This window comes from Variovorax sp. RA8, assembly GCF_901827175.1.
In the GTDB taxonomy this organism is placed as follows: Bacteria; Pseudomonadota; Gammaproteobacteria; order Burkholderiales; family Burkholderiaceae_C; genus Variovorax.
On sequence record NZ_LR594662.1, the window covers coordinates 772911 to 792455 of the forward strand.

Annotated in this window: 18 protein-coding genes; 10 read left to right on the plus strand and 8 right to left on the minus strand. The window is 69.2% G+C overall.

Annotated features, from left to right (window positions below):
- Window positions 1-22 precede the first annotated feature (22 nt).
- The 4 genes from E5P3_RS03745 to E5P3_RS03760 are packed head-to-tail and all read right to left on the minus strand — an operon-like array spanning window position 23 to window position 4807.
- The gene (locus E5P3_RS03745; RefSeq protein WP_162584732.1) at window positions 23-1087 is read right to left on the minus strand and encodes a branched-chain amino acid ABC transporter permease; all 1065 of its coding nucleotides are present in this window, start codon (window positions 1085-1087) and stop codon (window positions 23-25) included.
- Window positions 1088-1089: 2 nt separating this feature from the next.
- Entirely contained in the window at window positions 1090-2019 is a 930-nt protein-coding gene (locus tag E5P3_RS03750) for a branched-chain amino acid ABC transporter permease (RefSeq protein ID WP_162584733.1), read from the minus strand.
- Complete coding sequence (locus E5P3_RS03755; RefSeq protein WP_162584734.1) at window positions 2019-2852, minus strand: ABC transporter ATP-binding protein; 834 nt, start codon at window positions 2850-2852, stop codon at window positions 2019-2021. The genes E5P3_RS03750 and E5P3_RS03755 overlap by 1 nt, the downstream gene beginning before the upstream one ends.
- Complete coding sequence (locus tag E5P3_RS03760; protein WP_162584735.1) at window positions 2849-4807, minus strand: AMP-dependent synthetase/ligase; 1959 nt, start codon at window positions 4805-4807, stop codon at window positions 2849-2851. The genes E5P3_RS03755 and E5P3_RS03760 overlap by 4 nt, the downstream gene beginning before the upstream one ends.
- An 84-nt stretch (window positions 4808-4891) precedes the next feature.
- Between E5P3_RS03760 and E5P3_RS03765 the strand changes: the two genes are divergently transcribed.
- Window positions 4892-5614 carry a Crp/Fnr family transcriptional regulator gene (locus E5P3_RS03765; RefSeq protein ID WP_162584736.1) on the plus strand — a complete coding sequence of 241 codons (723 nt, stop codon included), beginning with the start codon at window positions 4892-4894 and terminating at the stop codon, window positions 5612-5614.
- Here the strand turns inward: E5P3_RS03765 and E5P3_RS03770 are convergent, their stop codons facing one another.
- Window positions 5615-6265 carry an SOS response-associated peptidase family protein gene (locus E5P3_RS03770; protein WP_162584737.1) on the minus strand — a complete coding sequence of 217 codons (651 nt, stop codon included), beginning with the start codon at window positions 6263-6265 and terminating at the stop codon, window positions 5615-5617.
- A 100-nt stretch (window positions 6266-6365) separates the two neighbouring features.
- Here E5P3_RS03770 and E5P3_RS03775 point away from each other — a divergent pair, with 100 nt between their 5' ends.
- On the plus strand, window positions 6366-7130 hold the full coding sequence (locus E5P3_RS03775; RefSeq protein WP_162584738.1) for an SDR family NAD(P)-dependent oxidoreductase: 765 nt from the start codon (window positions 6366-6368) through the stop codon (window positions 7128-7130).
- Between the two features lie 193 nt (window positions 7131-7323).
- On the opposite strand, the gene E5P3_RS03780 is transcribed toward E5P3_RS03775, so the two are convergent.
- Both E5P3_RS03780 and E5P3_RS03785 read right to left on the minus strand, forming a co-directional pair.
- Complete coding sequence (locus E5P3_RS03780) at window positions 7324-8286, minus strand: Bug family tripartite tricarboxylate transporter substrate binding protein (protein WP_162584739.1); 963 nt, start codon at window positions 8284-8286, stop codon at window positions 7324-7326.
- A gap of 374 nt (window positions 8287-8660) precedes the next feature.
- Entirely contained in the window at window positions 8661-8873 is a 213-nt protein-coding gene (locus E5P3_RS03785; RefSeq protein WP_162584740.1) for a hypothetical protein, read from the minus strand.
- 334 nt (window positions 8874-9207) lie between these two features.
- Here E5P3_RS03785 and E5P3_RS03790 point away from each other — a divergent pair, with 334 nt between their 5' ends.
- From E5P3_RS03790 to kdpE, 6 genes are all read left to right on the plus strand, one after another.
- Window positions 9208-9306: a potassium-transporting ATPase subunit F gene (locus E5P3_RS03790; protein ID WP_162578354.1), complete on the plus strand. Its 99-nt coding sequence runs from the start codon at window positions 9208-9210 to the stop codon at window positions 9304-9306.
- Between the two features lie 141 nt (window positions 9307-9447).
- A complete protein-coding gene (kdpA, locus tag E5P3_RS03795; protein WP_443083278.1) occupies window positions 9448-11235 on the plus strand; it encodes a potassium-transporting ATPase subunit KdpA in 1788 nt (595 codons plus the stop codon).
- Between the two features lie 141 nt (window positions 11236-11376).
- Window positions 11377-13470, plus strand: a complete 2094-nt coding sequence (kdpB, locus tag E5P3_RS03800; RefSeq protein WP_162584742.1) for a potassium-transporting ATPase subunit KdpB — start codon at window positions 11377-11379, stop codon at window positions 13468-13470.
- 12 nt (window positions 13471-13482) lie between these two features.
- Complete coding sequence (gene kdpC, locus E5P3_RS03805) at window positions 13483-14055, plus strand: potassium-transporting ATPase subunit KdpC (protein ID WP_162584743.1); 573 nt, start codon at window positions 13483-13485, stop codon at window positions 14053-14055.
- A 55-nt stretch (window positions 14056-14110) separates the two neighbouring features.
- Window positions 14111-16852, plus strand: a complete 2742-nt coding sequence (locus tag E5P3_RS03810; RefSeq protein WP_162584744.1) for a DUF4118 domain-containing protein — start codon at window positions 14111-14113, stop codon at window positions 16850-16852.
- 14 nt (window positions 16853-16866) lie between these two features.
- Window positions 16867-17559: a two-component system response regulator KdpE gene (gene kdpE, locus E5P3_RS03815; protein ID WP_162584745.1), complete on the plus strand. Its 693-nt coding sequence runs from the start codon at window positions 16867-16869 to the stop codon at window positions 17557-17559.
- A 27-nt stretch (window positions 17560-17586) separates the two neighbouring features.
- On the opposite strand, the gene E5P3_RS03820 is transcribed toward kdpE, so the two are convergent.
- Window positions 17587-17859, minus strand: a complete 273-nt coding sequence (locus tag E5P3_RS03820) for a DUF4242 domain-containing protein (protein WP_162584746.1) — start codon at window positions 17857-17859, stop codon at window positions 17587-17589.
- 148 nt (window positions 17860-18007) lie between these two features.
- Between E5P3_RS03820 and E5P3_RS03825 the strand changes: the two genes are divergently transcribed.
- Window positions 18008-18775 (plus strand): pseudouridine synthase, encoded by a 768-nt coding sequence (locus tag E5P3_RS03825; RefSeq protein WP_162584747.1) that lies wholly within the window; start codon window positions 18008-18010, stop codon window positions 18773-18775.
- 104 nt (window positions 18776-18879) lie between these two features.
- Complete coding sequence (locus E5P3_RS03830) at window positions 18880-19539, plus strand: response regulator transcription factor (RefSeq protein WP_162584748.1); 660 nt, start codon at window positions 18880-18882, stop codon at window positions 19537-19539.
- Window positions 19540-19545: the final 6 nt, after the last annotated feature.

A 19545-nucleotide genomic window follows, 5' to 3' on the forward strand; every position in this document is an offset into this window, starting at 1 on the left:
GGCTCGTTGATGGTGGTTGGAATCAATGTGGGAAGGGCCAGAGGCGCAGCTTTTCCTTGGCCGTGGACCACAGCCGCGCGAGCCCGTGCGGCTCCACGATCAGGAAGAACACGATCAGCGCGCCGAAGATCATGAACTCGAGGTGCGAGGCCAGCGCGGTCGACATCGAGATCCCGAACCAGCCGGGGATCTGGTTGAGCACGATCGGCAGCAGCACGATGAAGGCGGCGCCGAAGAAACTGCCCATGATCGAGCCCAGGCCGCCGATGATCACCATGAAGAGCAGCTGGAAGGAGCGGTCGATATTGAAGGCCGCGGGCTCCCAGGTACTCAGGTGCACGAAGCCCCACAGCGCGCCGGCCACTCCGACGATGAAGGAGCTCACCGCGAAGGCGGTCAGCTTGGCGTACACGGGGCGAATGCCGATCACCGCCGCGGCCACGTCCATGTCGCGTATCGCCATCCACTCGCGCCCGATGGCGCTGCGCACCAGGTTCTTGGCCAGAACCGCGAACAGCACCAGCAGCGTAAGGCACAGCAGGTACTTCTGCACCGCCGACTCGACCGGCAGCCCGAACACGCTGAGCCCTGCGACGCTGACCGAGCCCGAGGCCGAGTTGTTGGTCAGCCAGTTGATGCGCAGAAAGGCCCAGTCGAGGAAGAACTGCGCGGCCAGGGTCGCGACCGCCAGGTAGAGCCCCTTGATGCGCAGGCTGGGAACGCCGAAGAGCACGCCCACGACGGTGGCACACAGCCCGCCCAGCAGCAGCGACGCGATGAGCGGCATGCCCTCGATGCGCACGTGGAAGTTGTAGGCCGCGTAGGCGCCCACCGCCATGAAGGCGCCGGTGCCCAGCGAGATCTGGCCGCAATAGCCCACCAGGATGTTGAGGCCCAGCGCCGCCAGCGAAAGGATCAGGAACGGGATCAGGATCGCGCGGAAGAAGTACTCCGACGCGACCAGCGGCACCACCGCGAAGGCGATGGCGAGCAGCGCCAGCATGAAGATCCGGTCCTGCAGGATCGGGAAGACCTGCTGGTCGGCGCGGTAGCTGGACTTGAACTGGCCGTTTTCTCTGTAGAGCATGTTCAGACCCGATCGATGATCTTTTCGCCGAAGAGGCCTTGGGGGCGCACCAGCAGAAACACGAGTGCCAGCACATACGCGAACCAGATCTCGATGCCGCCACCGAGCATTGGACCCAGATAGATCTCGGACAGCTTCTCACCCACGCCGATCAGCAGCCCGCCGATGATCGCGCCCGGCACCGAGGTCAGGCCGCCCAGGATCACCACCGGCAGCGCCTTCAGCGCCACCAGCGACAGCGAGAACTGCACCCCCAGCTTCGAGCCCCAGATGATCCCGGCCACCAGCGCCGCGAAACCGGCCACCGACCACACGATGACCCAGATGCGGTTGAGCGGAATGCCGATGGACTGCGCGGCCTGGTGGTCGTCGGCCACTGCGCGCAGGGCGCGGCCGGTCGCGGTCTTCTGGAAGAAGAGCGCCAGCACCGCCACCAGCGCGGCCGCGACGCCCGCGGCGATCAGGTCTTCCTGGCTCAGCAGCAGGCCGCCCTGGAAAGTGCCCTCCAGCACCATCAGCGGTTCCTTGGGCATGCCGACATCGATCTTGTAGATGTCGTTGCCGAACAGAGTCTGGCCCAGCCCGTCGAGGAAGTAGGCGATGCCCAGCGTGGCCATCAGCAGCGTGATGCCTTCCTGGTTGACCAGCCTGCTGAGCGCGAGCCGCTCGATCAGCCACGCGACCACGATCATCACCGCCATCGCGGCGACGAAGGCCAGCACGTTGGCGAGCACCTGGCTCTCGAAGCCAAGCCAGCGCGGGAACCATTCCGCGAAGCGCGCCATGGCCAGCGCCGCGAACAGCACCATCGCGCCTTGCGCGAAGTTGAAGACGCCGGAGGCCTTGTAGATCAGGACGAAGCCGATCGCGATCAGCGAATACAGCATGCCGACCATCAGGCCGCCGAACAGGGTTTCGAGGAAAAAGCCCATCAGTGTTCCGTTCCGAGGTAAGCCCGGATCACGTCCTCGTTGTTGCGCACGTCGTCCGGCGTGCCGTCGCCGATCTTCTTGCCGTAATCCAGCACCACCACGCGGTCCGAGATGTCCATCACCACGCCCATGTCGTGCTCGATCAGCACGATGGTGGTCCCGAACTCGTCGTTCACGTCGAGGATGAAGCGGCTCATGTCCTGCTTCTCCTCCACGTTCATGCCCGCCATCGGCTCGTCCAGCAGCAGCACCTGCGGCTCCATCGCCAGTGCGCGGCCGAGATCGACGCGCTTCTGCAGGCCATAGGGGAGGCGCCCCACCGGCGTCTTGCGGTGCGGCTGGATCTCGAGGAAGTCGATGATGTGTTCGACGAACTCGCGGTGCGCGATTTCCTCGCGCTCGGCCGGGCCCCAGCGCAGCGCCTGCGCGAGCAGGCCGCTCTTCATCTTGAGGTTGCGCCCGGTCATGATGTTGTCGAGCACACTCATGCCCTTGAACAGCGCCAGGTTCTGGAAGGTGCGCGCCACGCCCATCTCGGCGACCTGGCGCGAGTTCATGTGATGGAAGGTCCGGCCGCGGAAGGTGATGGAGCCCTGCTGCGGCTGGTAGACGCCGTTGATGCAGTTGAGCATGGAGCTCTTGCCCGCGCCGTTGGGGCCGATGATGGCGCGCACCTCGTGCTCGCGCACGTCGAAGCTGATGTCGGTCAGCGCCTTGACGCCGCCGAAGGACAGCGAGATGTTCTGCACATCGAGGATGACCTCGCCGATGCGCCGGCCGCCCTGGGTGGCGCCGGCAAGCATGGCGGCCTCGGCGATGTTCTGCGCGTTCATGCGGCGGCCTTCAACGGTGGGAAACGCTTGGCTTCGACGATCTTCAGCGTGGCGCTCACCACGCCCGTGCGTCCGTCCTCGAACTTGACCTGCGTCTCGATGTACTGCTCGGCCTTGCCGCCGTAGAGCGCATCGACCAGCACGCGGTACTTGTCGGCGATGAAGCCACGCCGCACCTTGCGCGTGCGCGTGAGCTCGTCGTCGTCGGGGTCCAGCTCCTTGTGCAGCACCAGGAAGCGCGCGATCTGCGTCTCGCCCATGCCTTCCTCGCTCGCCAGGTCGGCATTCACCTTCTCGACGCATTCGGCGATCAGTTGCAGCACCTCGGGCTTGCCGGCCAGGTCCACGTAGCCGCCGTAGGGCAGGCCGCGGCGCTCGGCCCAGTTGCCCACGGCCTCGTAGTCGATGTTGATGGCGGCGCAGACCTCCTCGCGCCCGTTGCCGAAGCACACCGCTTCCTTGATCTGCGGGAAGAACTTCAGCTTGTTCTCGATGTAGTTGGGCGCGAAGATCGCGCCGCGCGAGAGCTTGCCCACGTCCTTGGCGCGGTCGATGATGCGCAGGTGGCCCTCGGCGTCTATCACGCCGGCATCGCCGGTGTGGAAATAGCCCTCGGCATCGAGCACCTCGGCCGTGGCGTCGGGCCGCTTGTAGTACTCCTTCAGCACCGAGACGCCGCGCACCAGCACCTCGCCGTCCGGCGCGATGCGCAGCTCGATGCCGGGGGCCGCGCTGCCCACGGTCTGCAGCTTGACCTTGCCGTCCTGCTGCAGGCAGACGTAGGCGCAGGTCTCGGTCTGGCCATAGAACTGCTTGAGGTTGACGCCGATCGAGCGGTAGAAGCGGAACAGGTCGGGCCCGATCGCCGCGCCCGCGGTGTACGCCACGCGGATGCGGCTCATGCCCAGCACGTTGCGCAGCGGTCCGTAGACCAGCACGTCGCCCAGGCCGTAGAGCAACCGGTCGCCCAGGCCCACCTTCGCGCCATTCAGGATGTCGGCGCCCACGCGCTGCGCCAGCGCCATGAACTTCGCGTAGAGCCAGCGCTTGGGCGCCGCCGCGTCCTCCATGCGGATAGACACCGCTGTCAGCAGTCCCTCGAAAGTGCGCGGCGGGCCGAAGTAGTAGCTGGGCCCGATCTCGCGCATGTCGTTCATCACCGTGGCCGAGGACTCGGGACAGTTCAGCGTGAAGCCGCCCACCATCCACTGCGCCACCGAGAACAGGTGGTCGCCGACCCAGGCCATCGGCAGGTAGCTCATGATGTTGTCGCCGGGGCCGAGCCTGTCGGTCTCGACGCCGCCGCGGCCCGCCGCGATGAAGCTGGCATGCGTCTGGCACACGCCCTTGGGCCGGCCGGTGGTGCCGGAGGTGTAGAGGATCACGGCGACATCGCCGGGCTCGACGCCGTTCAGGCTCTGTTCGAAGAAGGCGGGCTGCGCGCTGTCGAAGGCGCGGCCCAGCTCACGCAGGCGCTCGTAGCCGAGCAGCCCCGGCTGCGCGTAGTGCCGCAGCCCGCGCGGGTCGTCGTAGACGATGTGGCGCAGGCCCTGCTTGCCCTGGGCCGCCATCAGCTCGCGGCATTCCAGCAGCTTGTCGACCTGCTCCTGGTCCTCGGCGATCACGAAGTCGATCGCCGCGTCCTCCAGCATGAAGACCATCTCGCCCGCCACCGCATCCTGGTAGAGCGGCACCGGCACGCCGCGCAGGCTCTGCGCCGCCAGCACCGCCATGTAAAGGTGCGGACGGTTGGCACCGACGATCGCCAGGTTGTCGCCCGGCTTGAAGCCCAGGCTGGCGAGCCCGCAGGCGATCTCGCGCACTTCGCGAGCCACGGCCGACCAGCTCCAGGTCTGCCAGATGCCGAGGTCCTTCTCGCGCACGGCCGGCGCGTCGGGCTGGCGCTGCGCATGGGCCAGCAACAGGCGGGGAAATGTGTTGGCGGTGGTTTGCACGATGGGCGGACTGTAGAGCCGCGCTTGTCGTCAGCTTGTCGTTTCAACGACAATCCTAGGGACACTACCCCCCGGAGTTTCCCGATGACCCGCGGCAGTTCGAATGGTGCCTCTTCCCTGCGTGAGCGCGTGCGGCCGGCCACCGCGGAAGAGCTCCAGAACATTCCTTGGCTTCACACCCTCACGCCCGCCGAGCGCCGCCGCGCGGAAGCCGCGGTGGTGGTGGGCGACGCGGAGTCCGGCGACCTGGTCTGCCGCATCGGACGTCCGCCCACCTTCTGGTTCGGCGTCGTCGAAGGCCTGCTCAAGATGAGCAACGACAACGCCGATGGCACCTCGATGACCTACAGCGGCCTGCCGCCCGGGGGCTGGTTCGGCGAGGGCACGGCGCTCAAGCGCGAGCCCTATCGCTACAACATCCAGGCGCTGCGCCGCAGCGTGGTGGCAGGCCTGCCGGTGGACGACTTCCACTGGCTGCTGGACCATTCGATCGGCTTCAACCGCTTCGTGATGAACCAGCTCAACGAGCGGCTCGGCCAGTTCATTGCCGCGCGCGAGGCCGACCGCCTCAACAACCCCGACGCGCGCGTCGCGCGCAACCTGGCGGCACTGTTCAACCCGGTGCTCTTCCCCGGCGTGGGGGAACTGCTGCGCATCACGCAACAGGAGCTGGCCTACCTGATCGGCTTGTCGCGCCAGCGCGTCAACGAGGCGCTACGGACGCTGCAGGCGAAGGGGGCGATCCGGGTCGAATACGGAGGGGTGCGTGTGCTCGACCTCGCAGCCTTGCGCGCCGGTGGGGCGTGATCAGGAAGCCGCGGGCGCGCGCTCGGGCAAGGGAATGGAGGGGTCGTGCACGATCGTGCGGCGCACCAGCCTGTCGAGCGCATAGGGGCGCAGGTAGGCGGCCGTTTCTTCCACGGGGCAATGCAGCCAGTCGTCGAGCCAGGCTTCGCGCAGGAAGACCACGCGGCGCTGGGCGGGCTGCTCCACGGCGGGCAGCGTCAGCAGCGCGAAGCTTTCGACGCACTCGCCATCGGGCGCACGCCATCCGTTCCACAGGCCGGCCAGCGCCAGCGGCTGGCCGTCGGCGCGGGTGACGCGCACCATCGAGTCTTCGCTGTCGCCACGGCGGTACAGCGCATCGGCCAGCACCACGCAGCGGTGGCCGCGCTTCCACGGCTGGTAGAAATTGCGCTCGCTCGCGGCCGTTTCGCCGCGGGCCTCGAAGGTGAAGGGGTAGTCGCGCTCCTTGGCGAACAGGGGGATCAGGCCCCAGCGGCCCTGGGCTGCCTCGAAGCGCGCGGTGACGGCGCTGCCTTCGCGGTCGCCCCGCGGGCGGCGGATGAAGGTGCCCTGCCCGCCGGGCCGGATCACCGGCGGCTGTGCGGGGCTTGAAAGTCCAAAGCCCTCGAGGAAATGGCGCGCGTCGCGCGTAGGCTCGTATTGGATGGGCATTGGCTGACTTTAAGAAGGCGCGCCGCGCTTCGTCAATCCACCTATAGGATGGACGCCACACGGCATGTTGCCGTCGATGACGCATTTCACGGGATCATTCATGAATTCACCGCAACTCACGATCATCACCGGCGCCTCGCGCGGCCTGGGCCGGGCCATGGCCGAGCAACTGCTGGCCGTGCCCGGGCAGCGCCTGCTGTGCATCTCCCGGCGTGCCGACGACGCGCTCGCCGCCCGCGCCCGCGAAGCCGGCGTCGAGCTCGAGCAATGGCAGCAGGACCTGGCCGACCCGGTGCCGGCGGCCGCCCGGCTCGCAGCCTGGCTGCAGGGGCTGGACGGACAGGCCTTCGACGGCGTCGTGCTGATCAACAACGCCGGCACCGTCGGCCGCACCCGGCCGCTCTCGCAGGCCGTGGCGGCCGAGTTGTCGCAGGCGCTGCGCGTGGGCCTGGAAGCGCCGCTGCTGCTGACCTCGGCCTTCCTCGCTGCAACCCGCGGCTGGCGCGGCGAGCGCAAGGTGCTCAACATCTCCTCCGGCCTCGGCCGCAACGCCATGGCCAGCCAGGCCCCCTACTGCGCGGCCAAGGCCGGCATGGACCACTTCTCGCGCGCGGTGGCCCTGGAGGAAGAGGCGCTGGGCGGCGGCGCGAAGATCGTCTCGCTCGCGCCCGGCGTGATCGATACCGACATGCAGGTGCAGCTGCGCGGGGCGGAGGCCGACATGTTCCCGGATCGCGCCCGCTTCGAGCGGCTGAAGGCGCAGGGCCAGCTGGATACGCCGGAGTCAGCGGCGGCAAAGGTACTGGCTTACCTGGCCCGCCCGGACTTCGGCAACAACCCGGTCGCCGACGTCCGCGACGCTTAGACCGGCGCCCTTCCTCTTCCAGGAACACCGCGGAACCGGCTTTGCCGGGCCGCTGGTGTTGCCCCCGGTGAGGGGGTGGGCGGCTACACGCAGTGAGCCAACCTGGGGGAGAGCAACATCCCCGGGCCGCTGGTGTTGCCCCCGGTAGGGGGTGGGCGGCTACACGAAGTGAGCCAACCTGGGGGGAGCTTATCTACTCGATAGTCGCGCCTGAGGCCTTCACGATGTCGCGCCACTTCAGGTAGTCGGTCTTCAGCAGCGTGCCGAACTGCTCCGGCGTCATGCCCTGCGGCTCGGCGCCCTGGGCGATGATCGCGGCCTTCATCTCGGGCGTGGCCAGCAGCTTGTTCACCTCGGCGTTCAAGGTGGTGACGATTTCCTTGGGCGTGCCCGCCGGCGCGAAGAGGCCGTACCAGGTGCTCACGTCGAAGTCCTTGTAGCCCAGCTCGGCGACCGTGGGCACGTCGGGCAGCGAGCTGCTGCGCTTGGCCGACGTCACGGCCAGGGCACGCAGCTTGCCGGACTTGATCTGCCCCATCGCCGAGGGCAGCGAGGACACCATCAGGTCCACGTTGCCGGCCAGCACGTCCATCATCGCCGGGTTGGAGCCCTTGTAGGGCACGTGGCGCATCTTGATGCCGGCGGCGCTCTTGAAGATCTCGCCGGCCAGGTGGATGGTGGTGCCGTTGCCGGGCGAGCCGTAGGTCACGCTGTCGGGCACTGCGCGCGCCGCGTCGACCACGTCCTTCAGGGTCTTGAACTTCGATTCGGTGCGCGTGACGATCACCACCGGCGTATAGGCCACGTGCGCCACGGCCATCAGGTCCTTGGTCGGCTCGTAGCTGAGGTTCTTGTAGAGCCAGGGCGCGACGACCATGTTGTCCTTCTGGCCCATGACGATGTCGTAGCCGGTCGGCTGCGCGCGCACAGCCTCGGCGATGCCGATGGTGCCACCGGCGCCTGCCCGGTTGTCCGGCACCACGGTCCATTTGCTGACCTCGGTGAGCTTGGTCGCCACCAGCCGCGACAGGATGTCGGTCCCGCCCCCGGGCGGGAAGGGCACGATCAGGCGCACGGGCTTGGCGGGATAGGGCTGGGCCTGCACGGCGGCGAACGCCAGTGCCAGGGCCGCGGAGGTCAGCAGCTTTCGGATCATGGGGTGTTGTCTCTTCGTTTCAGGCGCAGCCTGAAGCTGCGCGGGATGGGCGGGCAGTGTGCCGGATCGGGGGTGATGAAGGGTGCGCGATTCGCGATGGCGATCTTATCGAAGCGCGAATGCCGGGGCTTGGCGATGAGAGCTGGAGACCCATCGAGGCCATGAGCGCGTTCTCATAAGGGTTTAATCCCGCTTCTTACGCATCCGATCTCAAAGCGGTTCGTGCGCTGCTGCAGCAGCCCGAGTCGCCGATGGACCTGGGCCCCGTCAAGCTGAAGGTCGATCGGATGATCGACCCGTCTATTGACGTCGCGCCACCACGAAGCAGATCGATGACCTGGCTGCAGCGTGAGCGTCCGCCCGCCTTCTGCGCCTCAATGCATCGTCTGCGCGCCATTGCTGCCACGGGCATCGGCGCGCCGCTGCAGCGCCGCGATGCCGGCCATCATGGCCGCGCCGTAGGTGGGCATCGGCCCCTCGGCGGCGTCGATGGGGCGGCAGTCGTTGCCGTCCTGCTTCTGCAGCACCCAGTAGAAGTGGCCGGCAATCGGTTCGTCCACGATGAGTGCGATGGCTTCGGTTTCCATGTGAATCCTCGTCTTTCAGTTCATGCACCGGTTGTACGCAGGCCCACGGCGATCCGGTAGCGAGGAATTCACAAAGCGGCGCCCCGCCGCGCCACAAAAGCCTGGCGAGTGTGCAAATGCGCACGGCCTGCGGCCTTTACGCTTTTTTTACGTCCGGCGCCTGACTCTGTTCCCCATCTTTACGCGCCCGTCGCGAGACTGCCCGCACGTGCTTCGCATGCAGGAGTTGAAAGATGGATTTCGTATGGATCGCCGGCATTGCAGTGTTGTGGGTCGTCATGGCGGAGGCGGTCATCGGCCTCGGCAAGCTCGACGCGCCGCAGGGAGAGGTCGAGTGATCAGCCTCGATGTGCTCTATGGATTCGCCGGCCTGCTGGCCGTGGTCCTGTTCGCCTACCTGGTGTTCGCGTTGATCTGCGCCGAGGAGTTCTGATGATCAAGCTCTCCCACTTCGTGTGGTCCGCCAACCCCCTCACCGGGGGCAACACCAGCGGCCCGGCAAAGCCGGTTCCGCAGTGTTCGCCGGCCATGGCATTCCACTGCGGAGGCCGCTTCCGTGAATAGCGCTGCCTGGATGCTTCTGGGGCTGTTCCTCGCGGTGCTGGGCGTGCTCGCCTGGCCGCTGGGCCGCTGGCTCGCGGCGTTGTGCGAAGGCCGCGTCCCCGCCTGGATGCAGCGCGCCGAAGCGCCGCTCTACAAGCTCGCCGGCGTGGACGTCGGGCAGGCCATGCACTGGCGCGGCTATGCGCTGGCGCTGCTGGCCTTCAACGCCGTCGGCGCGCTCGCCGTCTATGGCCTGCAGCGCCTGCAGCACGTGCTGCCGCTCAACCCGGCCGGTATGGGCGCGGTGTCGCCCGACTCGGCCTTCAACACGGCCGTGAGCTTCGTCTCCAACACCAACTGGCAAGGCTATGCCGGCGAGTCGACCATGAGCTATCTCACGCAGATGCTGGGGCTCGCGGAGCAGAACTTCTTCTCCGCCGCCACCGGCATCGCGGTCGCCTTCGCGCTGGCACGCGGCTTCGCTGCGCGCAACAAGGACGGCAAAGGCCTCGTCGGCAACTTCTGGGTCGACGTGACCCGCATCACCGCCTGGCTGCTGCTGCCGATCTCGTTCGCGATCGCCGTTGTGCTCGCGGGCCAGGGCGTGATCCAGAACTTCGAAGCCTACAAGACGGTCACCACGCTGGAAGCCACGGCCCACCAGCAACCCAAGCTGGACGCCCGCGGCCAGACGCTGAAGGATGCGTCGGGCGACCCGGTGACCGAAGACGCGAGCACCACCACCCAGACTCTCGCCATGGGCCCGGTCGCCTCGCAGGAGGCGATCAAGTTGCTGGGCACCAACGGCGGCGGCTTCTTCAACGCCAACTCCGCGCACCCCTACGAGAACCCGACGGCGCTCGCCAACTTCGTGCAGATGATCGCGATCTTCCTGATCCCGGCCGCGCTGTGCTTCGCCTTCGGCCGCGTGGTCGGCGACACGCGGCAGGGCTGGGCCCTGCTGGCGGCGATGACGGTGATGTTCGTGCTGGCCGTGATCGCCGTAATCCCGGCCGAGCACGCCGGCAATCCGCGCCTGGCGCAGCTTGGCGTCGACCAAGCCTCGAGCGCGCTGCAGGCCGGCGGAAACATGGAAGGCAAGGAAGTTCGCTTCGGCGTCGACGCCTCCGCGCTCTTCGCGGCCATCACTACCGCCGCCTCCTGCGGGGCAGTGATCTCGATGCATGACTCCTTCACGCCGCTGGGCGGCACGGTGCCGCTGGTGCTCATGCAACTCGGCGAGGTGGTGTTCGGCGGCGTCGGCACCGGCCTCTACGGCATGCTGATCTTTGCGGTGCTGGCCGTGTTCATCTCCGGCCTGATGATCGGCCGCACGCCTGAGTACCTCGGCAAGAAGATCGAGATCCGCGAGATGAAGCTGACCTCGATCGCGATTCTGGTCGCGCCCATTCTGGTCCTTGCCGGAACCGCCGTCGCCGTCATCGCCGATCCCGGCAAGGCGGGCATCGCGAACCCAGGCGCGCATGGCTTCTCGGAAATCCTCTACGCCTTCACTTCGGCCGGCAACAACAACGGCAGCGCCTTTGCCGGCCTCTCGGCCAACACACCTTTCTATAACGCGATGCTGGCCGTCGCGATGTGGTTCGGACGCTTCGGCGTGATCGTGCCGGTGCTCGCCATCGCGGGCTCTCTGGCCGCCAAGAAGCGCCTGCCGGTCACGGCCGGCACCATGCCCACGCACGGCCCGTTGTTCGTGACGCTGCTGATCGGCACCGTGATGCTGGTGGGCCTTCTCAACTACGTGCCGGCGCTGGCCCTCGGGCCGGTGGTCGAACACCTGATGCTGTGGAGGCCTTGACGCTCTCCCCCAGGTTGGCTCACTTCGTGTAGCCGCCCACCCCCTCACCGGGGGCAACACCAGCGGCCGGCAAAGCCGGTTCCGCGGTGTTCCCCGAACGGGCCTGGCTTCGCCGGCCGCTGGATTCGCCCCGCAATCGAGATGCAAATGAAATCGTCCCTTCCTCTGTTTGACGCCTCCCTGGTGCGCTCCGCGCTGTGGGCCGCCTTCGCCAAGCTGGACCCGCGAGTGCAGTGGCGCAACCCGGTGATGTTCATCGTCTACATCGGCAGCATCCTCACCACACTCCTGTGGGCGCATGCGCTGAGCTTCCCGGGCGACACCGGGATGGCGCCGGCCTTCGTGCTGGCGATCTCGATCTGGCTGTGGTTCACCGCGCTCTTCGCCAACTTCGCCGAGGCCTTGGCCGAGGGCCGCAGCAAGGCGCAGGCCGCCTCGCTGCGCGGCCTGCGCAAGAACACCTGGGCCAAGAAGATGGTCGAGCCGTTTCACGGCGGCAAATGGCTGCCTCTTCAGGCACCCGAACTGCGCCGCGGCGATGTGGTGCTGGTCGAGGCGCATGACGTGATCCCGCTGGACGGCGAGGTGATCGAAGGCGTGGCCTCGATCGACGAGAGCGCCATCACCGGCGAATCGGCGCCTGTGGTGCGCGAATCGGGCGGCGACTTCTCGGCCGTGACCGGCGGCACGCGCGTGCTGTCCGACTGGCTGGTGGTGCGCGTCACCGTCAGCCCGGGCGAGTCCTTCCTCGACCGCATGATCGGCATGGTCGAGGCCGCCAAGCGCCAGAAGACGCCCAACGAGATCGCACTGACCATCCTGCTGGTCGCGCTGACGCTGGTGTTCCTGATGGTCACGGTCACGCTGCTGCCGTATTCCATCTTCAGCGTCGGCGCAATGCACGCGGGTACGGTGGTGCCGCTGACGGCGCTGGTCGCGCTGCTGGTGTGCCTGATCCCGACCACCATCGGCGGCCTGCTGTCGGCGGTGGGCGTGGCCGGCATGAGCCGCATGATGCAGGCCAACGTGATCGCGACCTCGGGCCGCGCGGTGGAGGCCGCGGGGGATGTCGACGTGCTGCTGCTCGACAAGACCGGGACCATCACGCTCGGCAACCGCCGGGCCAACACCTTCCTGCCCGCCCCCGGCGTGACGCAGCAGCGGCTGGGGCGCGCCGCGCTGCTGGCCTCGCTGGCCGACGAGACGCCAGAGGGCCGCAGCATCGTCGAGCTGGCGCGCCGCGGCGGTATCGACGAGCCGGCCGCCGAAGGCACGCGCTTCGTGCCCTTCACCGCGCAGACGCGCATGAGCGGCGTGGACCTGCCCGCTGCGCCCGGTGCCGTCGACACCGACCACCTGCCGCTGCGCAAGGGCGCGGTCGATGCCGTGCGCCGCCACGTGGAGACGCTCGGCGGCGCGGTGCCGGCCGAGTTGCTGCGCGCCGCCGACGAGGTCGCGCGCCGCGGCAGCACGCCGCTCGCGGTGGCCGAGGGCCAGCGGGTGTTGGGCATCGTCGAGCTCAAGGACATCGTCAAGACCGACATCCGCGAGCGCTTCGCCGAGCTGCGTCGCATGGGCATCCGCACGGTGATGATCACCGGCGACAACCAGCTGACCGCCGCCGCCATCGCGGCCGAGGCCGGCGTCGACGACTTCCTGGCCGAGGCCGCGCCCGAGGACAAGCTGGCGCTGATCCGCAAGTACCAGTCCGAAGGCCGCCTGGTCGCGATGACCGGCGACGGCACCAACGACGCGCCCGCCCTGGCCCAGGCCGACGTGGCGGTGGCCATGGGCACCGGCACGCAGGCGGCCAAGGAGGCCGGCAACATGGTCGACCTGGACTCCAACCCGACCAAGCTGCTGGAAGTGGTTGAGACCGGCAAGGCCCTGCTGATGACACGCGGCTCGCTCACCACCTTCTCGATCGCCAACGACATAGCGAAGTACTTCGCCATCATCCCGGCGATCTTCGTGTCGACCTATCCGCAGCTCGCGGCGCTCAACGTGATGCGGCTGGCGAGTCCTTCGTCGGCCATCCTGTCGGCGGTGATCTTCAATGCGCTGATCATCGTGTTCCTGATCCCGCTCGCGCTGAAGGGCGTGCGCTACCGGCCGGTGGGTGCCGCCGCGCTGCTGCGGCGCAACCTCGCGATCTACGGCCTCGGCGGCCTGGTCGCGCCCTTCGTCGGCATCAAGCTCATCGACGGGCTGCTGGTCGCCATCGGCCTGGTCTGAAAGAAGCATCCCATGTTCAAGATTCTTCGTCCCACCCTCGTCGTCTTCGCGCTGCTCAGTGCGCTGACCGGCCTGCTCTATCCGCTGGCCGTGACCGGCGCCGCCCAGGCGCTGTTCCCGGCGCAGGCCGGAGGCAGCCTGGTGCTGCGCGGCGGCAAGCCGGTGGGTTCCTTGCTGATCGGCCAGAACTTCAGCGATCCGGCGCAATTCTGGGGCCGGCCCTCGGCCACCGCGCCCATGCCCTACAACGCGGCCGCTTCCGGCGGCTCCAACCAAGGTCCTTTGAACCCGGCGCTCGCCGATGCGGTCAAGCGCCGCGTCGAGGCGTTGCGGGCGGCCGATCCGGGCAACGCAAAGCCGGTGCCGGTGGACCTGGTCACGGCCTCGGCCAGCGGGCTCGATCCGCACATCAGCCCGGCCGCGGCCCGCTACCAGGCGGGGCGCGTGGCGCGGCTGCGCAAGCTGCCGGCCGATCGCGTCGAGGCGCTGATCGAGGACCATACCGAAGGCCCGCTGCTCGGCCTCCTCGGCGAACCGCGCGTCAACGTGCTCGCGCTCAACCTGGCGCTCGACGCCGCACGCTGAACCGGTGGCCATCGAAGGAGCAGTCCGATGCGATAACCTGACCCGTGTCCGTCCCATGAACGACGCTGCCCGCCCCGACCCCGACGCCCTGCTGGCCGAGCTGCGCGCGCAGGAGGCGCAGGCGCAGCGCGGCAAGCTGCGCATCTACTTCGGCGCCAGCGCCGGCGTCGGCAAAACCTGGGCCATGCTGAGCGCCGCGCAGCGCGAGCGCGCGGGCGGCCGCGACGTGGTGATCGGAGTGGTCGAGACGCACGGCCGCAGCGAGACCGCGGCCCTGCTGGCAGGCCTGGAGACCTTGCCGCTGCGCGACGTGTCCTACCGCGGCCGGACCCTGGCCGAGTTCGACCTCGATGGCGCGCTGGCGCGCAAGCCCGCGGTGCTGCTGGTCGACGAGCTCGCGCATTCCAACGCGCCCGGCTCGCGCCACGCCAAGCGCTGGCAGGACGTGCAGGAGCTGCAGGCCGCGGGCATCGAGGTCTGGTCGGCGCTCAACGTGCAGCACCTGGAAAGCCTCAACGGCACGGTGGGCGCGATCACCGGCGTGCGCGTGCACGAGACCGTGCCCGACACCGTGCTCGACGAGGCCGACGAGGTGGTGCTGGTCGACGTCACGGCCGACGAGCTCACGGCGCGGCTCGCGGCCGGCAAGGTCTACCTGCCGCAGCAGGCCGAGCGGGCGGCGCAGAACTTCTTCCGCAAGGGCAACCTCATCGCGCTGCGCGAGATTGCGCTGCGGCGCACCGCCGAGCATGTGGAGGACGACGTGCGTGGTTGGCGCATCGAGCAGTCCGGGCGGGGGGGCGAGGCCGGGCCGCCGGCCTGGAACACCTCCGGAGCGATCCTTGCCTGCGTGGGGCCGCACGAGGGCGCGGGCCAGACGGTACGCACCGCCGCGCGGCTGGCGGGCCAGCTCAACGTGCGCTGGCATGCGGCTTATGTCGAGACGCCGCGCCTGCAGCGGCTGGATGCGCCGCGGCGCGACCGCATCCTGGCGGTGCTCCAGCTCGCGGAGGAGCTTGGCGCGGAGACTGCGGTGCTGACCGGCGAGAACGTGGCCCGCGCGCTCTCCGCCCAGGCCCAGCGCCTCAACTGCGCCACGCTGGTGGTGGGGCGGCCGGAGCCGGAGCAGGGCTGGCGGCGTTGGTGGCCGCAGCGCGTGCTGACGCGCGAGCTGGCGCGCCACGCACCGGGCATCGACATCGTCGAGGCGGCGCGCGCGGACAGCTCGCGCCGCCTCGCCCAGCCGCGGCCCGGCGGGCGCGGCGACCCCGGCGTGGAGGACAGCGATCGCCCGCAGGCGCGCTGGGCCGGCTATGCCTGGGCCGCGGCCAGCAGCGTCGCCGTCACCCTGTTGGCCACGCCGCTGGCGGGCGTGCTGGAGCTGGCCAACATCGTGATGCTGTTCTTGCTCGGCGTGGTCGGCGTCGCGATGCGCTTCGGCCGCGGGCCCGCCGCCTTCGCGGCGCTGCTCAATGTCGCGGCCTTCGATTTCTTCTTCGTCTCGCCACGCCTTTCCTTCGCGGTCAGCGACGTGCAGTACCTCGTGACTTTCGCGGTCATGCTGGGTGTGGGCCTGCTGGTGGGCCAGCTGACCGCCGGCTTGCGCTTTGCCGCCGGGGTCTCGACCAGCCGCGAGCGGCGTGCCCAGTCGCTGTTCGAGCTGACGCGCGAGCTGTCGGCCGCGCTCGAGAGCTCGCAGGTCCTGCAGCTGGGCGCGGCCGCGGTGCAGGGTCATTTCGGCGGCCGCGCGCTGGTGCTGATGACCGATGCCGGCGACCGCCTGGCGATGCCTGCCGAGCTGCCGCCCGGCTTCGACCCCAGCGTCGCTGACTGGACCTTCCGCCACGGCCAGCCGGCCGGCCTCGCCACCGCCACGCTGGCGGCCCAGCCCTGGCACTACGTGCCGCTCAAGGCGCCGATGCGGGTGCGCGGCGTGCTCGCGCTGGAGCCGGCGCAGCCGCGCTGGCTGATGATCCCGGAGCAGGCGCAGCAGCTCGACACGCTCGCGCGGCAGATCGCGATCGCGCTGGAGCGGGTGCATTACGTCGAGGTGGCACAGCAGGCGGTGGTCGAGATGGAATCGGAGCGGCTGCGCAACGCGATGCTCGGCGCGATCTCGCACGACGTGCGCACGCCGCTGACGGCGCTGATCGCGCTGGCCGAATCGCTGCAGGCGCCGCCCGGCGTGGCCGGGGTCGACCCGTCTGCGGTCGCGCGGGCCATCGTCGCGCAGGCGCACCAGCTGCATGCGCTGGTCAACAACCTGCTGGACATGGCGCGGCTGGAGAGCGGCATCGCGCGCGGCGCAGTCCAGCTGCGGCGCGAATGGCAGTCGGTCGAGGAAGTGGTGGGCGCGGCCATCCGCGCCGCGCGGCCCGCCCTCGGCGAGATGGCGGTGCAGACCGACCTGCCGCCCGAGCTGCCGCTGGTCGAGTTCGATGCCGTGCTGATCGAGCGCGTGCTGGTCAACCTGCTGGAGAACGCCGGCAAGTACGGCGCCGCGCCGGTCGTGATCGGCGCGCGTGCCACCGAGCGCTCGCTAGTGCTGAGCGTGCGCGACCACGGGCCGGGCCTGCCGGCGGCGCTCGCGGGGCGCGAGCAGACGCTGTTCGACAAGTTCACGCGCGGGCAGGCCGAGTCGGCCACGCCCGGCGTGGGGCTGGGGCTGGCCATCTGCAAGGCGGTGGTCAGTGCGCACGGCGGCGAGGTCACTGCCGCCAATGCGGTGGGCGGCGGTGCGGTGTTTACCGTGACGCTGCCTCGGCGGGAGGCTCCTGTAACCGAGGAGGCGGGGTGAGAATGCGGACATCCATGCCATCCCCCACCGCCATCGTGATCGAGGACGAGCCCCAGATCCGGCGCTTCGTGCGCGGCGCGCTGGAGGCCGAGGGCTGGCGGGTGCACGAGGCAGGGACGCTGCGCGATGGCCTGGCGGCCGCGGGCACGCGACACCCCGACCTGGTGGTGCTGGATCTCGGCCTGCCCGACGGCGATGGTGTCGGGCTGATCCGTGACGTGCGGGGGTGGTCGGGCGTGCCGATCATCGTGCTCTCGGCGCGCACCGACGAGGCCGACAAGATCGCCGCGCTCGACGCCGGCGCCGACGACTACCTGACCAAGCCCTTCGGGACCGGCGAGCTCCTGGCCCGCGTGCGCGCCAACCTGCGCCGGCCGCGCGCCGCCAACGGCAGCGAGGAGCCGGAGCCGGTGTTCCGCTTCGGCGAAGTCGAAGTCGACCGCACGGCGCGCCTGGTGCGGCGCGCCGGCGTCGAGGTGCACCTGACGCCCACCGAGTACCGGCTGCTCTCGGTGCTGGTCGCCAATGCCGGCCGCGTGCTCACTCAGCGCCAGCTGCTGCGCGAGGTGTGGGGCCCCTCGCATGCCGAGCAGAGCCATTACCTGCGCATCTACATGGGGCACCTGCGCCAGAAGCTGGAAATCGACCCGGCGCAGCCGCGGTACCTGTTGACCGAGACTGCCGTCGGCTACCGCCTGGTCCCATAGGCCGGTCGACAGGCCCTGGACACTCGCTCACTCCGCCGTCGTCGGGCCGATGATGGCGCGCACCTGCAACACGCTGTCGGCCGGGAAGCCGCCGCGCCTGGCATGTTCGCGGATCATCTCGTCGTTGGGCGCGACGTAGATGCAGTAGATCTTGTCGTCGGTGACGAAGCTCTCGACCCAGTTGATCTCGGGCCCCATCTCGTACAGCACGCCGCGGGACTTGATGGAGAGCGCCTTCAGGTCGCGTTCCGACAGTTGTCCGGCGCCCGGGAGCGTGCGTTCGATAACATAGCGTGGCATGGCGTGTCCTCCGATGAAGGTGCGAAGCGCGGCCGACAGTATGGTCCGCGGCGCTTCGAAATGCGATGTGTCATCCGGCCAGTGCATCGGCCCGCGCTCTGTCGAATGGCGGACAATGGCGCGCCGCGTCCCGAGCCTCTCGTTCCACATGTCCGACACCCCCGAACCGACCCGACTCAACAAGCGCATGGCCGAGCTCGGCCTGTGTTCGCGCCGCGAGGCGGACGACTGGATCGCGCAGGGGTGGGTCAAGGTCAACGGCCGGGTCGCGGAGATGGGGCTCAAGGTCGCGGCCGCCGACCGCATCGAGGTCGACCGCAAGGCGCAGAACCAGCAGCAGCAACAGGTCACCATCCTGCTGCACAAGCCCATGGGCTATGTCAGCGGCCAGGCCGAGGATGGCCACGAGCCGGCCGTGGTGCTGATCAACCCGCGCACGCACTGGCGCGAGGATCCGACCCGCCTGCGCTTCTCGCCGCCCCAGCTGCGCGGCCTCGCGCCGGCCGGCCGGCTGGACATCGATTCGGTGGGCCTGCTGGTGCTGACGCAGGACGGCCGTGTCGCGCGCCAGCTGATCGGCGAGGACTCGGGCATGGAGAAGGAATACCTGGTGCGCGTGAGCTACGGCGAGGTGGCGCAGAACTCGCAGGCCGCCTTCCCGCGCGAGCAGCTGCAGCGCCTGCGCCATGGCCTGAGCCTGGACGGCCAGCCGCTCAAGCCGGCGCTGGTCGACTGGCAGAACCCCGAGCAGCTGCGCTTCGTGCTGACCGAGGGCAAGAAGCGCCAGATCCGCCGCATGTGCGAGCAGGTCGGGCTCAAGGTGGTGGGCTTGAAGCGCATCCGCATCGGGCGGGTGGTGCTGGGGCACCTGCCCGTGGGGCAGTGGCGGTACCTGGGGCCGCACGAGCGATTCTGAGCTTCTGGGCTTCTGAGGGGGTCTGCGCAAAGCCACCCCCAACCCCTCATGACACGCTAAGAATCCCCGTGTAGCCTCCACTGCTTCGCCAAAATGGAGGCTCCGTGCGCACGCTGCTGGTGGAAGACGACGAGATGATCGGGAGCAGCCTGCGGCATGCGCTCGAAAGCGCCGGCTGGTCGGTCGACTGGGTGCGCGACGGCGCGCTGGCGCAGAGCGCCTTCGCCGATGGCGGCTACACCTGCGTGCTGCTCGACCTCGGCCTGCCCAGGCAGGACGGCACCGAGGTGCTGCGCCGGGCGCGCGAGCGGGGCGACACCACGCCGGTGCTGGTGCTCACCGCGCGCGACGGCCTGGAGGACCGCATCCAGGGCCTGGACCTCGGCGCCGACGACTACCTGCTCAAGCCCTTCGAGTTCCGCGAGCTGCTGGCGCGCATGCGCGCGGTGATCCGCCGCCGCGACGGCGCCGCGCATTCGGTGATCGGCGGCGCCGGCCTGCAGCTGGACCTGACCACGCGCGAGGTGCTGCGCAACGGCGAGCGCGAGGCCCTCACGGCGCGCGAGTTCGCGCTGCTGCATGCGCTCCTGGAGCGGCCGGGCGCCATCCTGTCGCGCGAGCAGCTCGAGAACCGCATCTACGGCTGGGGCGAAGAGGTCACCAGCAACGCGGTGGACGTGCTGATCCACGGCATGCGGCGCAAGCTCGGACCCGACGCGATCCGCAACGTGCGCGGCCTCGGATGGCGGGTGGCGGCGGCATGAAGAAAG

Excerpts from the sequence above, each read along its gene's own strand:
- E5P3_RS03770 (WP_162584737.1), bottom strand. The coding sequence starts at position 6,265 with ATGCCCATCCAATACGAGCCTACGCGCGACGCGCGCCATTTCCTCGAG.
- E5P3_RS03745 (WP_162584732.1), bottom strand. The coding sequence starts at position 1,087 with ATGCTCTACAGAGAAAACGGCCAGTTCAAGTCCAGCTACCGCGCCGAC.
- E5P3_RS03825 (WP_162584747.1), top strand. The coding sequence starts at position 18,008 with ATGTCCGACACCCCCGAACCGACCCGACTCAACAAGCGCATGGCCGAG.
- kdpE (WP_162584745.1), top strand. The coding sequence starts at position 16,867 with ATGCCATCCCCCACCGCCATCGTGATCGAGGACGAGCCCCAGATCCGG.
- kdpA (WP_443083278.1), top strand. The coding sequence starts at position 9,448 with ATGCTTCTGGGGCTGTTCCTCGCGGTGCTGGGCGTGCTCGCCTGGCCG.
- E5P3_RS03820 (WP_162584746.1), bottom strand. The coding sequence starts at position 17,859 with ATGCCACGCTATGTTATCGAACGCACGCTCCCGGGCGCCGGACAACTG.
- E5P3_RS03810 (WP_162584744.1), top strand. The coding sequence starts at position 14,111 with ATGAACGACGCTGCCCGCCCCGACCCCGACGCCCTGCTGGCCGAGCTG.
- E5P3_RS03785 (WP_162584740.1), bottom strand. The coding sequence starts at position 8,873 with ATGGAAACCGAAGCCATCGCACTCATCGTGGACGAACCGATTGCCGGC.
- E5P3_RS03755 (WP_162584734.1), bottom strand. The coding sequence starts at position 2,852 with ATGAACGCGCAGAACATCGCCGAGGCCGCCATGCTTGCCGGCGCCACC.
- E5P3_RS03775 (WP_162584738.1), top strand. The coding sequence starts at position 6,366 with ATGAATTCACCGCAACTCACGATCATCACCGGCGCCTCGCGCGGCCTG.
- E5P3_RS03750 (WP_162584733.1), bottom strand. The coding sequence starts at position 2,019 with ATGGGCTTTTTCCTCGAAACCCTGTTCGGCGGCCTGATGGTCGGCATG.
- kdpB (WP_162584742.1), top strand. The coding sequence starts at position 11,377 with ATGCAAATGAAATCGTCCCTTCCTCTGTTTGACGCCTCCCTGGTGCGC.
- kdpC (WP_162584743.1), top strand. The coding sequence starts at position 13,483 with ATGTTCAAGATTCTTCGTCCCACCCTCGTCGTCTTCGCGCTGCTCAGT.
- E5P3_RS03780 (WP_162584739.1), bottom strand. The coding sequence starts at position 8,286 with ATGATCCGAAAGCTGCTGACCTCCGCGGCCCTGGCACTGGCGTTCGCC.
- E5P3_RS03765 (WP_162584736.1), top strand. The coding sequence starts at position 4,892 with ATGACCCGCGGCAGTTCGAATGGTGCCTCTTCCCTGCGTGAGCGCGTG.